This window comes from Pseudomonas sp. MDT1-85 (genome assembly GCF_054898065.1).
Genome location: NZ_CM142715.1, coordinates 589,784 through 607,575, shown reverse-complemented (window position 1 = coordinate 607,575; position 17,792 = coordinate 589,784). Strand labels below are relative to the sequence as shown.

General features: G+C 57.7%; 15 protein-coding genes, 2 tRNA genes and 2 pseudogenes. 17 read left to right on the top strand and 2 right to left on the bottom strand.

The window, feature by feature from the left end; genetic code table 11:
* Positions 1-32: 32 nt before the first annotated feature.
* The 4 genes from ACYZT2_RS02815 (at position 33) to ACYZT2_RS02800 (ending at position 3,779) form a co-directional block, all read left to right on the top strand.
* On the top strand, positions 33-2,267 hold the full coding sequence (locus tag ACYZT2_RS02815; protein WP_461969940.1) for an AsmA family protein: 2,235 nt from the start codon (positions 33-35) through the stop codon (positions 2,265-2,267).
* On the top strand, positions 2,264-3,331 hold the full coding sequence (mutY, locus tag ACYZT2_RS02810) for an A/G-specific adenine glycosylase (protein ID WP_461969938.1): 1,068 nt from the start codon (positions 2,264-2,266) through the stop codon (positions 3,329-3,331). Before ACYZT2_RS02815 ends, mutY begins: the two co-directional genes overlap by 4 nt.
* Positions 3,328-3,600, top strand: a complete 273-nt coding sequence (locus ACYZT2_RS02805; protein ID WP_461969936.1) for an oxidative damage protection protein — start codon at positions 3,328-3,330, stop codon at positions 3,598-3,600. Before mutY ends, ACYZT2_RS02805 begins: the two co-directional genes overlap by 4 nt.
* Before the next feature lie 103 nt (positions 3,601-3,703).
* A tRNA-Phe gene (locus ACYZT2_RS02800) sits at positions 3,704-3,779 on the top strand.
* 85 nt (positions 3,780-3,864) lie between these two features.
* Here the strand turns inward: ACYZT2_RS02800 and ACYZT2_RS02795 are convergent.
* Positions 3,865-4,314: a carboxypeptidase regulatory-like domain-containing protein gene (locus ACYZT2_RS02795; protein ID WP_461969934.1), complete on the bottom strand. Its 450-nt coding sequence runs from the start codon at positions 4,312-4,314 to the stop codon at positions 3,865-3,867.
* 262 nt (positions 4,315-4,576) lie between these two features.
* Here ACYZT2_RS02795 and ACYZT2_RS02790 point away from each other — a divergent pair.
* The 13 genes and pseudogenes from ACYZT2_RS02790 to ACYZT2_RS02730 all read left to right on the top strand — a co-directional run bounded on the left by ACYZT2_RS02790 (position 4,577) and on the right by ACYZT2_RS02730 (position 14,861).
* Positions 4,577-5,225, top strand: a pseudogene (locus tag ACYZT2_RS02790) (DUF1016 N-terminal domain-containing protein).
* 69 nt (positions 5,226-5,294) lie between these two features.
* Positions 5,295-6,269, top strand: a complete 975-nt coding sequence (locus ACYZT2_RS02785) for an alpha/beta hydrolase family protein (RefSeq protein WP_461969932.1) — start codon at positions 5,295-5,297, stop codon at positions 6,267-6,269.
* 37 nt (positions 6,270-6,306) lie between these two features.
* Positions 6,307-6,723, top strand: a complete 417-nt coding sequence (locus ACYZT2_RS02780; protein ID WP_461969930.1) for a hypothetical protein — start codon at positions 6,307-6,309, stop codon at positions 6,721-6,723.
* 6 nt (positions 6,724-6,729) lie between these two features.
* The gene (locus tag ACYZT2_RS02775) at positions 6,730-7,182 is read left to right on the top strand and encodes a hypothetical protein (RefSeq protein WP_461969928.1); all 453 of its coding nucleotides are present in this window, start codon (positions 6,730-6,732) and stop codon (positions 7,180-7,182) included.
* The gene (locus ACYZT2_RS02770) at positions 7,127-7,492 is read left to right on the top strand and encodes a PIN domain-containing protein (RefSeq protein ID WP_461969926.1); all 366 of its coding nucleotides are present in this window, start codon (positions 7,127-7,129) and stop codon (positions 7,490-7,492) included. The genes ACYZT2_RS02775 and ACYZT2_RS02770 overlap by 56 nt, the downstream gene beginning before the upstream one ends.
* 358 nt (positions 7,493-7,850) lie before the next feature.
* A complete protein-coding gene (locus tag ACYZT2_RS02765; RefSeq protein ID WP_052962829.1) occupies positions 7,851-8,624 on the top strand; it encodes an ABC transporter ATP-binding protein in 774 nt (257 codons plus the stop codon).
* Between the two features lie 13 nt (positions 8,625-8,637).
* Positions 8,638-9,384, top strand: a complete 747-nt coding sequence (locus ACYZT2_RS02760) for an ABC transporter substrate-binding protein (protein ID WP_461969923.1) — start codon at positions 8,638-8,640, stop codon at positions 9,382-9,384.
* A 78-nt stretch (positions 9,385-9,462) separates the two neighbouring features.
* Complete coding sequence (locus tag ACYZT2_RS02755) at positions 9,463-10,155, top strand: ABC transporter permease (protein ID WP_461969921.1); 693 nt, start codon at positions 9,463-9,465, stop codon at positions 10,153-10,155.
* Positions 10,155-10,844: an ABC transporter permease gene (locus tag ACYZT2_RS02750; RefSeq protein ID WP_461969919.1), complete on the top strand. Its 690-nt coding sequence runs from the start codon at positions 10,155-10,157 to the stop codon at positions 10,842-10,844. Before ACYZT2_RS02755 ends, ACYZT2_RS02750 begins: the two co-directional genes overlap by 1 nt.
* On the top strand, positions 10,825-12,054 hold the full coding sequence (locus ACYZT2_RS02745) for a methyltransferase (RefSeq protein WP_461969917.1): 1,230 nt from the start codon (positions 10,825-10,827) through the stop codon (positions 12,052-12,054). Before ACYZT2_RS02750 ends, ACYZT2_RS02745 begins: the two co-directional genes overlap by 20 nt.
* A 343-nt stretch (positions 12,055-12,397) precedes the next feature.
* Positions 12,398-13,222: an FkbM family methyltransferase gene (locus ACYZT2_RS02740; protein ID WP_461969915.1), complete on the top strand. Its 825-nt coding sequence runs from the start codon at positions 12,398-12,400 to the stop codon at positions 13,220-13,222.
* Positions 13,223-13,300: 78 nt separating this feature from the next.
* Positions 13,301-13,376: transfer RNA gene (locus ACYZT2_RS02735), tRNA-Thr, on the top strand.
* Between the two features lie 172 nt (positions 13,377-13,548).
* Positions 13,549-14,861, top strand: a pseudogene (locus ACYZT2_RS02730) (tyrosine-type recombinase/integrase).
* Positions 14,862-14,870: 9 nt separating this feature from the next.
* On the opposite strand, the gene ACYZT2_RS02725 reads toward ACYZT2_RS02730, so the two are convergent.
* Positions 14,871-16,859: an RNA-binding domain-containing protein gene (locus ACYZT2_RS02725; RefSeq protein ID WP_461969913.1), complete on the bottom strand. Its 1,989-nt coding sequence runs from the start codon at positions 16,857-16,859 to the stop codon at positions 14,871-14,873.
* Positions 16,860-17,792: the final 933 nt, after the last annotated feature.

Sequence of the window (17,792 nt, the reverse complement as noted above, 5' to 3'; positions counted from 1 at the left end):
ATTTCGAATTCGACTAATACAAGGACTCGCCCATGAAAGCGTTCGGCAAAATCCTGGGTCTGGTACTTCTCGGGCTGTTGCTGATCATTGTGGCGCTGGGCTTTGCCCTGACCCACCTCTTCGATCCCAACGACTATAAAGACGAGATTCGCCAGATTGCCCGCGACAAGGCCCACATCGAGCTGACGCTCAATGGCGATATCGGCTGGAGCCTGTTTCCCTGGCTGGGCCTGGAATTGCACGAAGCCAGTGTTGCGACCCTGGCCAAGCCTACCGAGCCGTTTGCAGACTTGCAGATGCTCGGCCTGTCGGTCCGCGTGATTCCGCTGCTGCGCCGCGAAGTGCAGATGAGTGATGTGCGCGTCGAAGGTCTGAACCTGCGCCTGAATCGCGACAAGAACGGCCACGGCAACTGGGAAGACATCGGCAAGGCCCCGGCGCCTGCCACCCCGAGTCCCTCGGCCACGCCGCCCGCCGCTACCGGCGAACCTGCGCCAACGACTACCGCTCAGGCAGAAAAACCGGCCCAGCCGATCCGCCTGGACATCGACAGCCTGACCGTCAATAACGCCCGCGTTGAATACAGCGACGAAAGAACCGGCAAGCAGTTCAGCGCCGAAAGCATCCAGCTGAGCACTGGCCCGGTACATGACTCGACCAACATCCCGGTCAAACTCACCGCGTTCCTCGGTACCAACCAACCGGTTCTGCGGGTACGGACCGAACTGGCCGGCGAGTTGCGTTTCGAGCGTGCGTTGCAGCGCTACAAATTCGAAGACATGAAACTCTCCGGTGAAGTCGCTGGCGATCCACTGCAAGGCAAGACCATGACCTTCGCCGCTCAAGGTCAGCTGCTGCTGGACAGGGCTGCCAACGTCGCCGAATGGACCGGCATCAAAATCTCCGCCAATCAGCTGCGTGCCTTGGGCGAATTGAAGGCCAACGACCTCGACAAGACTCCGCAAATCAGCGGCGGCCTGTCGATTGCCCAGTTCGATCTGGCGAAATTCGTCGACAGCATCGGCCAGAAACTCCCGGCGATGGCCGAAGGCAGTCTGAGCAAAGTTGAGCTGGTGAGCCAGGTTGCCGCCACGCCGACCAGTCTGTCCCTCGACAGCCTCAACCTGAAACTCGACGACAGCACTTTCAGCGGTCGCATCGCTGTCGAGGACTTCGCCAAGCAATCGCTGCGAGTGAACCTCAAGGCTGACACCTTCAACGTCGATCGTTACTTGCCGCCAAAATCCGCCGAAGCCAACAGCGCGAAACAGGTGCGTCAGGCTGAAGTGGCCAACACCGAGAGCGAGGCCATGGCCGGCGCGGGCAGTTCACCGCTGCCACCCTCACCGACCAAAGGCCCGTGGAGCACCGAGCGCCTGTTGCCGGTAGAGCGTCTCAACAAACTCGACGTGAACGCCGACCTGACCTTCGGCCAACTGACCCTCGACAAACTGCCGATTCAGAATGCTGCACTCAAGGCCACCGGCCAAGGCGGCCTGCTGACGCTGGAGAACCTGCGCGGCGACCTGTACGACGGCAACTTCGAAGCCAAAGGCACCCTGGACGTGCGCCAACAAGTGCCGGCGCTGAACATGCAGACGCGCATCAGCAAAGTGCCTGTAGAAAAAATCCTCGAAAGCCAGGGGAAAAATCCACCGGTCCAAGGCCTGGTGACGCTCGATAGCGCGCTGACCAGCAGCGGCAATAGCCAGAGCGTGCTGATTGATAACCTCAACGGTAATGCCAGTTTCGTCATCAACAACGGCGTGCTGCTCAATGCCAACCTTGAGCAGCAACTGTGCAAAGGCATCGCCACCCTGAATCGCAAAACCCTCACGGGCGAGCCACGGGGCAAGGACACACCATTCGAAGAGCTCAAGGGCAACCTGACCTTGCGCAACGGCGTGGCCAGTAACCCGGACCTGAAAGTGCGCATCCCGGGCATGACCGTCAACGGTAACGGCGACATCGACCTGCGGGTGCTGGGCATGGATTACCGCGTCGGCGCGATCGTCGAAGGCGACAAGAGCGACATGCCGGACCCGGCCTGCCAGGTCAGCGAGCGCTTCGTCGGCATCGAGTGGCCGCTGCGCTGCCGCGGCCCGCTGGAACTGGGCGCCAAGGCTTGCCGCATCGACAACGAACGCATGGGACAAGTCGCCAGCAAACTGGCCGGCGAGCGGATCAGCGAAAAAATCGACGAGAAGCTTGGCGATAAAGTCAGCCCGGAACTGAAAAACGCGCTCAAGGGGCTGTTCAAGCGATGAGAGCCGAGCAGTTTTCAACGGCGGTGCTGGATTGGTACGACCGCCACGGCCGCCATGATTTGCCTTGGCAACAGGGCATCACCCCTTACCGGGTGTGGGTCTCGGAAATCATGTTGCAGCAAACCCAGGTCAGCACCGTGCTGAATTACTTCGACCGTTTCATGGCTTCGTTGCCGACAGTCGAAGCCCTGGCCGCCGCGCCGGAAGACGAAGTGCTGCACCTGTGGACCGGCCTCGGTTACTACACCCGCGCGCGCAACTTGCAGAAGACCGCGAAGATTGTCGTTGCCGAATATGGCGGCGAGTTTCCCCGTGATGTGGAGAAACTTACCGATCTGCCGGGTATCGGCCTGTCCACCGCCGGCGCGATTGCCAGCCTGAGCATGGGCCTGCGGGCGCCGATCCTCGATGGCAACGTCAAACGCGTGCTGGCGCGCTTTACCGCGCAAGAGGGTTATCCGGGCGAGCCCAAGGTTGCCAAACAGCTGTGGGCCAACGCTGAGCGCTTCACGCCACAGACCCGTGTCAACGCCTACACCCAGGCGATGATGGACCTGGGCGCCACGCTCTGTACCCGCAGCAAACCGAGCTGCCTGCTTTGTCCGCTGGAAAAAGGCTGCGAGGCGCACATGCTTGGCCTGGAAACCCGCTACCCGATCCCCAAACCGCGCAAAGCCGTGCCACAGAAGCGCACGCTGATGCCGATGCTCGCCAACGGCGAAGGGGCAATTCTGCTTTACCGTCGCCCCTCCACGGGCCTGTGGGGCGGTCTCTGGAGCCTGCCGGAACTCGACGACCTCGACGACCTTCAGCATCTGGCTTCGCAGCATTCGCTGGAATTGCGCAGCCAACAGGCACTGCCGAGCCTGGTGCACACTTTCAGCCACTTTCAGTTATCCATCGAACCCTGGCTGGTTCAGGTCCAGGAGGCCGGCCACCACGTGGCCGAGGCCGACTGGCTCTGGTATAACCTCGCCACCCCGCCGCGCCTGGGCCTTGCCGCCCCGGTCAAAACCTTGCTCGAACGCGCGGCCGCCGTATTGAACGCAGGAGAGTCGTCATGACCCGCACCATCATGTGCCGCAAGTACAAAGAAGAATTGCCCGCCCTGGAGCGCGCTCCATTTCCGGGTGCAAAAGGTCAGGACATTTTTGACCACGTCTCGGCCAAGGCCTGGGCCGACTGGCAGAAACACCAGACCCTGCTGATCAACGAAAAACGCCTGAACATGATGAACCCCGAAGACCGCAAATACCTTCAGGGTGAGATGGACAAGTTCTTTTCCGGCGAGGAATACGCCAAGGCCGAAGGCTACGTTCCGCCGGCTGAATAATCCCGTTTTTTCGGGGGTCGGATCGTAAGCGACGGTAATAATTAAAATTTTTTTGAAAACTTTCTTGACGACCCCCTGAAAAACCAGTTTAATGCGCCCCGTTGCCCAGATAGCTCAGTCGGTAGAGCAGGGGATTGAAAATCCCCGTGTCGGCGGTTCGATTCCGTCTCTGGGCACCAAATACCGAAAACCCTGAATCGCAAGATTCAGGGTTTTTTTATGCTCGCGATTTGATCAGATATCGAGTAAGTCGTTTCTCTTGGGCTAGTTTTCAGTATTCCAGTGGAAGACAAGATTGCGAGCGGCACCACTTCCTACATCCGCCGTATCACGCCGCTCCTCACCATTGCGTGTCGCGACGACAGTGTACTTGCCCGGTGGCAGCTGAACATAAACCAACGGGCCGGCTTCGCTCAGCGTCAGCACAGGTTGCCCCGGGTCTTTCTGAATGACCAGATTTACATCCGGAACATATTTGCCCTCCGCCCCGATGGAGAAAGTCATGTGCAGGTTGTAGCCCTGCGCTTGTTGAATGGCTCGAGCCTCATCCTCTCCGATCCCCCCGGACAGGTAAGTAATCCCGTTTTGTTGTTGCTGCTGGACTTGCACGCCTGTGCTGTCGATCGGTTCAAGACTGGCGGCGTTAAGCACGACTGGAAACATCAGTACGCCGACAGCGGCGATGGACAGCATGAATGAATGGACGTTCTTCATGATGGCGACTCCAGGGTTACGCAGAACCCAATCGTTACTCTTTTTAGATTTGTTGCTGAATGTTCAAGTTTTAGATTGATTCGAACTTGGGATCACTGCGAATCGGACTACGTGCTGCGCTCCTCAAGGAGCGTCTGTCATCGGCGTGGTCCTGCAAAACGAATTCGCCTTTCCTTCCGATTTACCAGCCGCGCCCGGCATCGCGGACCATCACTCTCTTGCCATCCTCTTGCGCCTGTTTCCTTCAGCCGCGGAAAATCTCATGAGCTCCCTCAAACCCGGTAACACTCAAGATCCACAGATCACTTCACTGCTCGGCAATCTTGGCGAATTGATCAAGGAAGCGCGCCAGAAAGTGCTGCGAGCGGTCGATACCGTTCAGGTGCAAACCTGCTGGCAGATCGGACGGCATATTGTGGAGTTCGAGCAGGAAGGCGCTCGACGGGCGGCGTATGGCAAGCAGCTGCTATCGACGCTGGCGAAAGTACTGACGTCGGAGTTTGGGAAAGGTTTTGACGAACGCAACCTGCGATACATGCGGGACTTTTATCAGACCTTTCCAATTTGGAACGCAGTGCGTTCCGAATTGAACTGGACCCACTACCGCAGACTGCTACGAGTCGACAACGACAACGCTCGTCACTGGTACATGAACGAATGCGCTCTGCAGAACTGGTCAAGTCGCGCCCTCGAGCGCCAGATCAATACCCTCTATTACGAACGCCTGCTGGCGAGCCGCGACCGGGCTGCCGTCAAACTCGGTGGTGCGCTATTCAGTGCTGCAAGGCAACGAACAACTGTTCGCCAGTACCTACAGACTGGTGCTGCCGAGCGAGGAGGAACTTCGCACAGAACTGGATCGGGAATGGGCGGTGCTTGAGGAGCGGTTACTCAAACAGAGGCTCCGATAGGCACGGGTAGATTGTTCATAAACGGCGTGAAGACTATGGTGATTGGCTAACCGCAAAGGTTCAACGCCGATGAATTTGCAGGACATGCCCTCACTGGCCCCGACGCAACTTGAATTGCCGTTACCCACCGGCACACCTGGTCACTCTTTCAAGGAACCCGCCGCCGACGGCTTCATCCTTGGCGGCTTCACCTGGCGGCATGCGAATCAAGACCCAACCCGTCCGGTGGTGATCATCAACGCCGCTACTTCAGTCCGTTGCCGACACTACTCGCGCTTCGCCGACTACCTGTTCGCCAACGGCTTCGACGTGATCACCTATGACTACCGTGGCATCGGCGAGTCGCGCCCTGCGTCGCTGAAGGGGCTTGAGGCCTCATGGTCCGACTGGGGCGCGCTGGATTTCGAGGCGATGCTGCAAAGGGCGCAACGCGAGTTTGCGCAACAACCCATCAATGTCGTCGGTCACAGCTTCGGCGGTTGCGCAGCGGGGCTGGGAGGCTCCGGGCATGTGATCCGACGCCTGGTGACGGTAGGTGCGCAGTTCGCTTACTGGCGCGACTATGCTCCCGCTCATCGCTGGCGAATGTTTGGCAAGTGGCATGTAGTGATGCCATTGATGACCATGTTTTACGGCTACTTTCCCGGCAAACGCCTCGGATGGCTCGAAGACACCCCGGCTGGCGTAGTTCGCGACTGGAGCATGCCCGCAGCCCGATACGAGAAACGCCCCAGCGGTCGTGTCATCCACGCCAAAAACGGTCAGCTCCCCTTCGCCAACGTCACCGCCCAAACCCTGGCGATCAGTCTCAGCGACGATCCCTACGGCACGATTCCGGCCATCGAACGCCTGCTTGGCTACTTCACTGGCAGTACAAACACCCACCTGCGAATCGCCCCTGAAGACATCGGCGAAAAAGAAGTCGGACATTTCGCCTTTTTTCGCAGCGCATACCAAGCCACACTATGGCCCATTGCATTGTCCTGGCTGCAGACCGGCGAGCTGGCCCCCGATACACCCGGGCGACGAGTGCCACGCAGTTGATGGATGCGCCCTCTCAACGAATTACGGAACGACGCCCATGGCCTCCGCCAACAAGCAGAACAAACGCGCCTCCCGCGCCAAAGCCAAGGCCAAGCAGAACCGCACCCAGCGAGCTGTCGCGCCGGTCGAGCTGGACCCGAACGACGATCGCATCGACTTCGAATCGGTAGACCTGACCGAACTGTTCAAGAAAATGATCGACGCCGAAAAAATCGGCCAGCAAGCAATGTGCGCAACCTTCCTCGAAGACCCGCTGCTGGAACTGGTGTACGAGCAGGAAGGCGAAGAAGGCGCGATGGACTTCATCCTCGCGGCACTGATCGAATACCGTCAATGGTCCACCGAGACAGACGAAGCCGGCGCGCTGGCGTGGATCGAGTCTGCGGCCTTCCAGGCTGACTACGTGGCGGCGTCCGACGCCATCGCGGCCCAAACCCAACAGAAACCAAACTGAGTTCCCATGGCATCCCTGAACAAGCAACAGAAACGCGCCAAACGCGCCAAGATCAAAGCCAGGCAAATCAATATCCACGGCAGAAAACCCGCCGCACTGGACGATGATCTGGGGGAAATCGGCGAGCCGATCCCGGAATACACCCTGGCGATGTTCAGCAAAATGCGTGACGCCGAGGCTACCAGCCGCAACGACATGCTGCTGACTCTGCTGTCGAACCTCGCCGAAATCATCAGCGATCATCCAGAACTGCTGGACATGGAAAACGCCGACAACGAAGCCATGGCCGCCACGCACCTGGCCGCCGACATGCTGATCGACTACCGCATGTGGGCCGATGGCATGGACCGCGACGCCGCCCAGGCCTGGCTGACCGACCCGCAATTCATCACTGACTTTGGCGATGCGCTGGACAGTTATCGTTCGTCGCTGGACCTGCCGGTGGAAAAAGCCGAGTAAGGCCACTCCGGAAGTAAAAACGGCCGCTTGTCATCACTGTGCCGAGAAATCTGCCGCACCGGAAAAAAACCTCGCTGTCATTGAAGGCTTTGTTGCCCGTCTTGAGATTTTTCCTTTCGACTATGAAGCAGCAGCACACACCGGAATGATTCGCTCGGAACTGGTTAAAGCAGGGACACCAATAGGCCCTTATGACCACATGATTGCCGGGCACGCGCGCTCACGAGGATTCACCATCGTGACGAATAACCTTCGGGAATTCGAGCGTGTATCCGGTTTACGGGTTGAAGACTGGGTCCACCCCGATTGAATCGAGCACACTGGACAAAACAAAAACGGCCGCTCGTCATCACTGACAGCTGGCGCGCACAATAAAAGTGCAGATCAGGAACGTTTGTCCGGTTAGCGCTTCCAACACCCCGCCAAAGCTGGCAACATCGCGCCTTTTTTTCGACAGCCGCCGCGCTTTTCATTTAAAAAGCAGTGTTCAAACGGCTGTTCGGTTGTTGATGGGGCGACAGTCTGCTGTGCCGATGCGACAACCTGCCACATGCCACCCGTTTACCGTCCGTAGCGCTGTTGGCTGCCATTCGAACGCTATGCTAGCTTGGCCGCCTCGCCAGGAAGGCCGCCAATAGCAGGAGCGCAAAACACTATGAGGAACGCACATGGCTGAGGCCACGCCCGCGCTTGAAATCCGCAACTTGCACAAACGCTACGGACAGCTTGAGGTGCTCAAAGGCATCTCGCTGACCGCCCGCGACGGCGACGTGATCTCGATCCTGGGTTCCTCCGGTTCCGGCAAGTCCACGTTCCTGCGTTGCATCAACCTGCTGGAAAACCCGCACCAGGGCCAGATCCTGGTGGCCGGCGAAGAACTCAAACTCAAAGCCGCCAAGAACGGCGAACTGGTCGCTGCCGACGGCAAACAGATCAATCGCCTGCGCAGCGAGATCGGTTTTGTATTTCAAAACTTTAATCTCTGGCCGCACATGAGCGTGCTCGACAACATCATCGAAGCCCCGCGCCGCGTGCTCGGCCAAAGCAAACGCGACGCCATCGAAGTCGCCGAAGCCTTGCTGGCCAAGGTCGGCATCGCTGACAAGCGTCATGCCTACCCGGCGCAACTCTCCGGCGGCCAGCAGCAACGCGCGGCCATCGCCCGCACGCTGGCGATGCAGCCCAAGGTCATTCTGTTCGACGAGCCCACCTCCGCCCTTGACCCGGAAATGGTCCAGGAAGTACTTAATGTCATCCGCGCATTGGCCGAAGAAGGCCGCACCATGCTGCTCGTGACCCATGAAATGGGCTTTGCCCGTCAGGTTTCCAGCGAAGTGGTGTTCCTCCACCAAGGCCTGGTAGAAGAACAAGGATCGCCGCAGCAGGTGTTCGAAAACCCGCTTTCGGCGCGCTGCAAACAATTCATGTCCAGCAACCGCTAACGGAGCTACCCGCATGCAGAACTACAAAAAAATCTTCCTGGCCGCTGCTGTCACCCTGGCTTTCAGTGCCGGTGCCGCCGCCGAGACTTTGAAGATGGGCATCGAAGCGGCCTACCCGCCGTTCAACAACAAAGATGCCAGTGGCAATGTCGTCGGCTTCGACAGAGAAATCGGCGATGCCCTGTGCGCCAAGATGAAAGTCGAGTGCACCGTGGTCACGTCCGACTGGGACGGCATCATCCCGGCCCTGAACGCCAAGAAGTTCGACTTCCTGATCTCCTCGATGTCGATCACTGACGAACGCAAGCAAGCGGTGGACTTCACCGAACCGTACTACTCCAACAAACTGCAGTTCATCGCGCCAAAAGACAAAGAGTTCAAAACCGACAAGGATTCCCTGCAGGGGAAAGTGATCGGCGCACAACGCGCGACCCTCGCCGGCACCTGGATGGAAGACAACATGCCCGGCGTTGAAGTCAAACTCTATGACACCCAGGAAAACGCTTATCTGGATCTGACTTCCGGACGTCTGGACGGCATCCTGGCCGACAAGTACGTCAACTACGAGTGGCTGAAAAGCGACGCCGGCCGCTCGTATGAATTCAAGGGTGACCCAGTGGAAGAAAGTGACAAGATTGGTATCGCCGTGCGTAAAGACGACACCCTGCGCGCGAGGCTGAACCTTGCCCTGAAAGAAATCGTCGAAGACGGCACTTACAAGAAGATCAACGACAAGTACTTCCCGTTCAGCATCTATTGATTCTGACCTGCCTGACCGGCGCCGTTCGCTGACGGCGCCGGTCCTTGGCATTGCCTGCCGCGATTTGAAAAGAATTCCATGACTATCGACCTCTACGGATTCGGCCCGGCGCTTGCCGCTGGCGCGCTGATGACTGTGAAACTGGCACTCTCGGCCCTGTGCCTGGGGCTGGTGCTCGGTCTGCTCGGCGCCTTGGCCAAGACTTCCCCGTACAAGCCGCTGCAATGGCTTGGCGAAACCTACTCGACCCTCGTGCGCGGTGTACCGGAACTGTTATGGGTTCTGTTGATGTACTACGGCACCGTCAACTTGATGAGCGCCCTGGGTGAATACTTCGGTAATCCCGAACTCGCCCTGAGTCCTTTTGTCGCCGGCGTGACCGCCCTTGGCCTGTGTTTCGGTGCCTACGCCACGGAAGTGTTTCGTGGTGCGATCCTGGCGATTCCCAAAGGCCACCGTGAAGCCGGCGTAGCATTAGGCCTTTCGAAATGGCGCATCTTCACACGCCTGATCATGCCCCAGATGTGGCGCATCGCCCTGCCCGGTCTGGGCAACCTGTTCATGATCCTGATGAAAGACACTGCACTGGTGTCGGTGATCGGCCTGGAAGAAATCATGCGTCACGCACAAAACGCCGTGACCTTCGCCAAGCATCCGTTCACTTTCTTCATGGTCGCGGCCCTGATGTATCTGGGCCTGACAGTCCTGGCCATGACTAGCATGCATTTTCTGGAAAAACGAGCTGCCCGCGGCTTTGTGAGGACGACGTAATGGAATGGGAAGTCATCTACAAGTGGCTACCGAAGTTCATCCAGGGCGCCACCCTGACGCTGGAACTGGTGGGCATCGCGGTGATACTCGGCTTGCTGCTGGCCATTCCTTTGGGCATCGCGCGTTCCTCCAAACTCTGGTACGTCCGCGCTTTCCCTTATGCCTACATCTTTTTCTTTCGCGGTACCCCGCTGCTGGTGCAATTGTTCCTGGTCTATTACGGCCTGGCGCAGTTCGACGCCGTGCGCAACAGCTCGATGTGGATTTACCTGCGCGACCCGTTCTGGTGCGCCACCGCGACCATGACCCTGCATACCGCGGCCTACATCGCGGAGATCCTGCGCGGTGCGATTCAGGCGATTCCGCCGGGTGAGATCGAAGCGGCACGTGCCTTGGGCATGTCCAGGGCCAAGGCAATGTTCTATATCATCCTGCCGCGCGCGGCGCGTATCGGCCTCCCGGCTTACAGCAACGAAGTGATTCTGATGCTCAAGGCCAGCTCACTGGCGAGCACCGTAACCTTGCTGGAACTCACCGGCATGGCCCGCACGATCATTGCCCGCAACTACCTGACAGTGGATATGTTCTTCACCGCTGGGGTGTTCTATCTGCTGATGTCGTTTGTGCTGGTGCAAGCATTCCGTCAGCTGGAGCGCTGGCTGCGCGTCGATGCCTGCCAAGGGCGTTGATTCCTGCGTGCTGACGGGCGAGTCCTTACTCGCCCGTTTCACCGCGCTGGATGCTTTTCTGATCGAGCATCAGGCGCTGTGGAAGCCTCGACCGTTTACCCATCTGCAATTGCCTTGGGAAGCGTCCTACCCGGAATTGGCTCAATGGCTACGCGGGCGGTCGCTGGAGGATGCGGAAAGCAGTCATAACCAACCTTGCTTGCTCGATGCGCCGGAGCCGTTTGCTTCATTGGCGGCGATATCTGCTGAACTGAGCACGGTGGGTGAATTGCCGGCTCATGCGCTTGAAGCAGCGGGACATCGCTTGAATGTGGATGTGCCTGGACGCAAGTGGCAGCAGATTGAAGCGTTCGCCAGTTGTTTAAAGTTTGCTCATGCACCGACGCATTGGCTGGACTGGTGTTCCGGCAAGGGCCATTTAGGGCGACGCCTGCTGCAAACCGGGCAACAACTGACCTGCCTGGAATACGACCCAACGCTGGTTGCCAGCGGCCAGGCGCTCAGCCAGCGTCATCAATTGCATGCGCTGCATGTCGAGCAGGATGTACTCGCGCCCGGCGCAGCCTCTTTATTGAACGCCGATCATACGCCGGTCGCGCTGCACGCCTGCGGTGATCTGCATGTGCGGCTGATCCAGCTCGCCAGCGCCGCCGGTTGCAAACACCTGGCCATCGCGCCCTGCTGCTACAACCGGATCAGTCTGAACACCTATCAGCCGCTTTCCCGTGCGGCTCAGCGCTCTGACCTACACCTTTCCCTCGATGATCTTGCGCTGCCGATGAGCGAAACCGTCACCGCCGGTGCTCGCGTCCGACGCCAGCGCGACACCTCCATGGCCCGGCGCCTGGCGTTCGACCTGCTGCAACGGCAACTGCGCGGCGTCAATGAATACCTGCCAACCCCTTCTCTGCCCAGCGCCTGGCTGGACAAACCTTTCGTCGATTACTGCCGCGATCTGGCCGCACTCAAAGACTTATCCACAGTTGGAGCGCCAGATTGGGCCGCGCTGGAAGCCGCCGGTTGCCAGCGATTGGCAGAAGTGCGCAACCTGGAGCTGATGCGAGGCCTTTTCCGACGGCCTCTGGAGCTGTGGCTGGTACTTGATCGAGCACTTTTCCTCCTCGAGCAGGGTTATGCCGTTCGCCTCGGCACCTTCTGTGAAACCCCACTCACACCGCGCAATTTCCTACTCCTTGCTGAACGCCCTTAAACAACCAACGCCTGTGGATAACTCTGTTGATGGAATTATCGTGGATCCAATATCCACACTGTTTTACGCTTGAAACACTGCTGGTCATTTTTTGTTCACACAAATAAAAAACCCGCAAAACAGGCATTTGCGAACAAATGAGAACGAGTCCACAAAAACGTAATGAACAGACAATCGCCCCTGCTCCATTGTGCATAAGCATTTAATCAAAACGACATAACCGCCGAACACCGGACATCCGTAGCGGAAAATTGCGCCTTGCAACGCCCCTTGCTATACACGCATACAAGGACGCCGACAGCGCGGCCATGAACAAGAAAAATCTGACCGACAGGATGCGACCGTGACGTTCATTTCTTACGCACAGAATTTCGAAGACATCCGCCTGTGGCGCGCCCTCAAATACGTCGAAAACGGCTTTTACATCGACATCGGGGCCAACGACCCCACCCAGGACTCCGTCACCAAAGCCTTCTATGACCGCGGCTGGACCGGCATCAATGTCGAGCCCGTGCCGAACTACTACAACGCCCTGTGCCAGCAACGTCCAAAAGACACCAATATGCAATGCGTGGCCGGCGAAAGCGCCGACGATCTGACCTTCTACGGCATCGCCGGCACCGGCCTGTCGACCCTCGACCCGGCCCTGGCCCAGCAACACAAAGATGCCGGCATGGACGTGCGCAGCCAAACCGTCAAATCCCGCACCTTGGCCTCCATCTGCGAACAACACGCCCGGAACCGCCCCATCCACTTCCTGAAAATCGACGTCGAAGGCCACGAAGAAACTGTTCTGCGCGGCATGGACTTCACCCAATGGCGGCCGTGGATCATCCTCATCGAAACCCCATGGGAACGCGACCAGACCTGGGAAACCCTCGTCACCGATGCCGGCTACCAGTCCATCCTGTTCGACGGCATCAACACCTACTATCTCGCCGAAGAACACCTGGCCCTCAAACCCGCCTTCGACATCCCGCCGTGCAACCTGGATGACTTCCAGTTCTGCAAAGGCCATAACTTCAGCCACCCCGTCACCGACGCTGAAAACCACCTCGTCGCCGCCCTGCAGCGCGCTGAACATGCCGAAGCGCAGGTGCGGGCGATGCAAAACAGCCGAGCCTGGCGCACCCTTCAGAAACTCAAGAAAGTACTGGTTCGCACCTGATCAAACGCCTGCGCAAAAATAGTCTGAATTCAGGGGTTTACAGAACCAACCCAATCGCTATAATCGTCGCCCTAACACGCCGGTATAGCTCAGTTGGTAGAGCAACTGACTTGTAATCAGTAGGTCCCGGGTTCGACTCCTGGTGCCGGCACCATACAAGGTTCCAGAGAAGGCTTTCAAAATCTCTGGAACCCCCGAAAAACCCGCCTTCTGGCGGGTTTTTTCGTTTTGGGGTTCTGTCGGATTCCGGTGAATCCTGGTGGATTCCAACCGGTTTAAGGGTAGAGTTTGGGGTAAAGGTCACTTCGATAAAAGGGAGTACCCTTATGTCGCGCACCACTGCTCCACTCTCTGATTCGGCTTGCCGCTCAGCCAAGCCCACCGACCGCGCCTACAAGCTTTTCGACGGCGACGGCCTCTACCTTCTAGTCCAACCCAATGGCCGCAAAGGCTGGCGGCTCCGCTACGTCAAACCTGACGGACGGGAAGGCCTGACCTCGTTCGGCAACTACCCCGTAATTGCCTCGCCGATGCGCGCCGCAAGCGCTTGGCAGTGAAGCGAATGCTGGCGGACGGCATTGATCCCATAGAGACCAAGCACCAAGCCAAGGCGGACTCTCTGATCAAAGGCAGATCCTTTGAAACCGTTGCGCTGGACTGGCACACGGAAATGTCGGCCAAGTGGGCACCAGGCCACTCCAAGACTGTGATGAGCCGCCTCAAAACCCACGTGTTCCCGCTGATCGGCGCCCGCGCCATTGTCGACCTCGACACCCATGACCTCATGCAGCCCTTGGAAGCGATTAAGAAGCACGGAACGATAGACGTTGCTTTAAGGGTACAAAACTACCTGCAGAGCATAATGCGCGAGGCAAAACGCCTCCGGCTTATCACCGCAAACCCTGCTTACGACCTCGAAGGCTCGATCAAAGCCCCGCGGGTGGTTCATCGCCCCGCTCTACCCTTATCGCGACTGCCGGAACTGCAGGAGCGGATCGACACCTATAAAGGCCGGGCACTTACCCGTCTGACGGTGATGCTGTCGCTGCATGTGTTTGTACGATCCAGCGAGCTGCGTTTCGCACGCTGGAGCGAGTTCGACCTCAAGCGCGGCGCCTGGGAAATCCCAGACACTCGGCCAGCGTTGGAGGGAGTACCCTTTTCCACAAGGGGTACGAAGATGGCAGGGGATATCCATCTTGTACCCTTATCGCCGCAAGCAGTGACGCTACTCGAACAAATCCATGCGCTCACAGGTAAATTCGCATTGGTCTTCGCAGGTGACGCCAAACCCTGGAAGCCCATGTCCGAAAATACCGTGAACAACGCGCTACGGACGATGGGATACGACACCAAAACCGATATCTGCGGGCATGGGTTTCGTTCGATGGCCTGCAGCGCACTGATCGAGTCAGGATTGTGGTCGGAGACAGCTATTGAACGGCAGATGAGCCACAAGGAACGCAACAACGTTCGCGCCGCTTACATCCACAAGGCAGAGTTCATCGAGGAGCGCAGGCTGATCATGAACTGGTGGAGCCGGTATCTGGAGGCCAACCGACAGGAGCATGTCACTCCCCACGAATTCGCGAACCAGACCGGAGCGAACGTCACGCGGCTCAAGGCGAAAAGCAGCTGAGGGAGTAGGCTACTCCTCATCCTGTCCACCAATGTGCGCTTTGTACGCCTGCCTTTCATGAGTCGGCTTGGACGGAAATGCCAACTGAATCTGCCTGCTTTTCACCATTCCATTCAGGTACTGCTGGCGGAGGGCATCTGGACTGCGCTTTAACAAATTAGCCAAAACGTTGAGCGTCAGATAGTGCTCCTTGCAAAGGGTGATAATCACCTGTTGCATACGATCCTTTTGCATGCGCTCTCGATTGCGCGGCTCCTCAGCCAGTATTTCGAGCTTTTCTCGAAACCCTGCGTCAAGCCTGTCCAAAGCATCGATCAGCGGCGCGTCAATATGATCGCTCAACAAGCAGCCATCACCGTTTCGCTGCATATCCAGCTCGACCTTATGTTCGGAGCTGCCTGCGTTATGTTCGGAGCTAGCCCCGTTATGTTCGGAGCTGCCGGCGTAATGTTCGGAGCTCTGCAGCGGACCTGCGAACACTTGCTCCGGCGTAGGCAGTTGCTCACCCGGCAGGTGATAAATCATGCCCCGCGAGCGCCCGTCGGGCACAAGGAATCTCTCGCGCACCAACCGCGCAAGCAGCTGGCTCAAGTCATGAGCATGAGTATCGCAAATCTCAAGGAGACGATTATGGCTGACCACTCGCTCAATCGCGGCCGTGGCCAAAATCAACCTGGCAGTATGTTCCAAGCTCTCGAAACGAACTCCAAATCGCCCTCGTAACTGTTCCACCACCCCTTCAGGAAGCAAGTCCAACATGCGAAGCTCAAGAAGGGTTTGCTCGGGCTCGGGCTTTTCATAAAGGGCTGGCGGTCGCCAATGCTGGCTGCGCCACCCGCTGTAGATTTTTGGAACCCCAGAACCACCACGCTCGCCAAGGCCGATAAGAAGAAACATTTGGTGCATTAGCCTGTTCCGGCAATCGCTGGTACCACCTTGCAACACCTGCTCAAGGGGTAAACGTAAGCCGCCAGGATTGCGAAAGCCAAACAAGTCAGGACGCTTCACGACTAAAACAGAAACCCGCCCGGTATAGTCGGCATGGACCAAGGTATTAACCAAAGCCTCGCGCAGAGCTTCATGTACCGGTGTGTCATCCTGGCGCTGATCACCTTTGAGAACGAACGGTACCTTTAAGTCCTCAACCAACTTGCGATAAACCCGCCGGTAGAAATCAAACAGATTTCCTGACCAGGTTCCATCGGGGACGAGCCTATCCACCCAACGTAGTTCTGTTTTGGCGTACGGCCGCTCCTGATAGTCCACAAAGTAATGCGGCACACTCTCTTGGATCGAAAGCCAGCGTCCGAACATGAGTAAACCTGCCAGAGTCAGCCCTTCGACTCCGTTCGCGCGGTCCTTACGCCAACCTCCTATCTGTCGGAGAAACTCAATCCCTTGGTGCTCCAGCGCTGGATGGCCTGGTTTTATGTCGCTAAGCATCTGGCGGTAGATACGCAGACTGTCCGGATCAATGTCCGCGAAGTCGTAATTCGGCAAAATCCGCTCGTCCCGACAGTCCTCCACTTGCTCTGCGAACATGCGGCGAACATCTTCCTCAGAGCAACGCCGATCACCCTCATGTAATCGACGATAAGTGTTACCTAACGGCTGACCATTGAGAAATACCGGCTTCTGCTTACGCGAAGCCGCCGGGATTTTCACTTCAAGTACCTGCTTGCCCTCCAGCTCTCTGACGACCACCTCCCGGTCAGTCAGCAGATTGACACTGACCTTGGCCGGATTGTTGAGGGTATTGAACAGGTCAGTACGTACTTTCTCGATATTTGATAGGCCTGCGACGCTGAACTGCCCATCCTTCTCGCGCACGCCAAGCAGTACTACCCCACCCTGAGTGTTAGCAAAAGCGGAGTAGGTTAACCAGAAATCCTTAGGCAACTCTCCCTTCCCATCCTGCCCCTGAGCGAGCTTGCATTCGAGCTCGACAGATTCAACCAGCGAGGGCAGGTCTTCAAGAGTGTGGGGATTGAGTGACATCAAAGACTTCCTAAATGATCAGCCTGCTTCACGTAGCTGCAAAAGGTCGAAGAAAAAACATTCGTGTGGGGATTGTACTCAGTCTTCCATAGTCGCACGCAACTCGACGAGCGGAGACTTATCATGAACTGGTGGAGCCGATGCGCAGTCACCAATCAGCAGGAGGATGTCACTCCTCACGACTTTGCAAGAACGTCACACGGCCAAAAGCCAATCGCGGCGCAGCAAAGTAAGCGTACGTTCTCGAAATCTCGATGATCCGTTTGTCCACGCGGGTCCATCCAAACAGGGCTGCAAAGCCGCCCTGCTTGGATGGACCTCACTTAAAAAATTTAAAGCCCACGCAACTGTCTGTGGAAAACCACTGATTTCCACCGGTGGATAATTTCATCCACAGCCGCAGAACTCCCGAAAATTCGAGCCTTGACCCAAATTATCCACAGGCGTAGAAAAGATCGGGTAAAGCGCTGTCGTTGACAGCAACCCAGGTAGCCAGAACCTTTAAGGCTACGCCACACCGTGGTGGTTCACCCAAAGTGCGATTAGCGTCCGGCGGCTCGCACGGTCACAGCGATGTGATGGATGCCTACTTTTATCAGTGTGCCCACCGCGGCAACTCATACTCTTTCATAGCTGCCCTGCAGCAACCTATCCGCTTGGCCATTTTCTTGCGCCAACCTGCGCCCGTCTCTTTCTTCCGGAAAGAGACGGGCGCTCCTACCGCTGCTGCAGCCCAACTCGTACAAGGCATTGCGGCATTTCCCCTCGTGACAATCGGCGTGACAAACACCGAAGTCACCAACAACAGCGACGCAGATGATGGTGCCGCAGCCCAAGGAATGGACTGCACCTGACTGACAGTCAGGCATGCTCCTGTCATCGCCTCACTGCCTTCACCCGACTCAGGATCTCGCGGCGCCGGTCTCGTCAGCC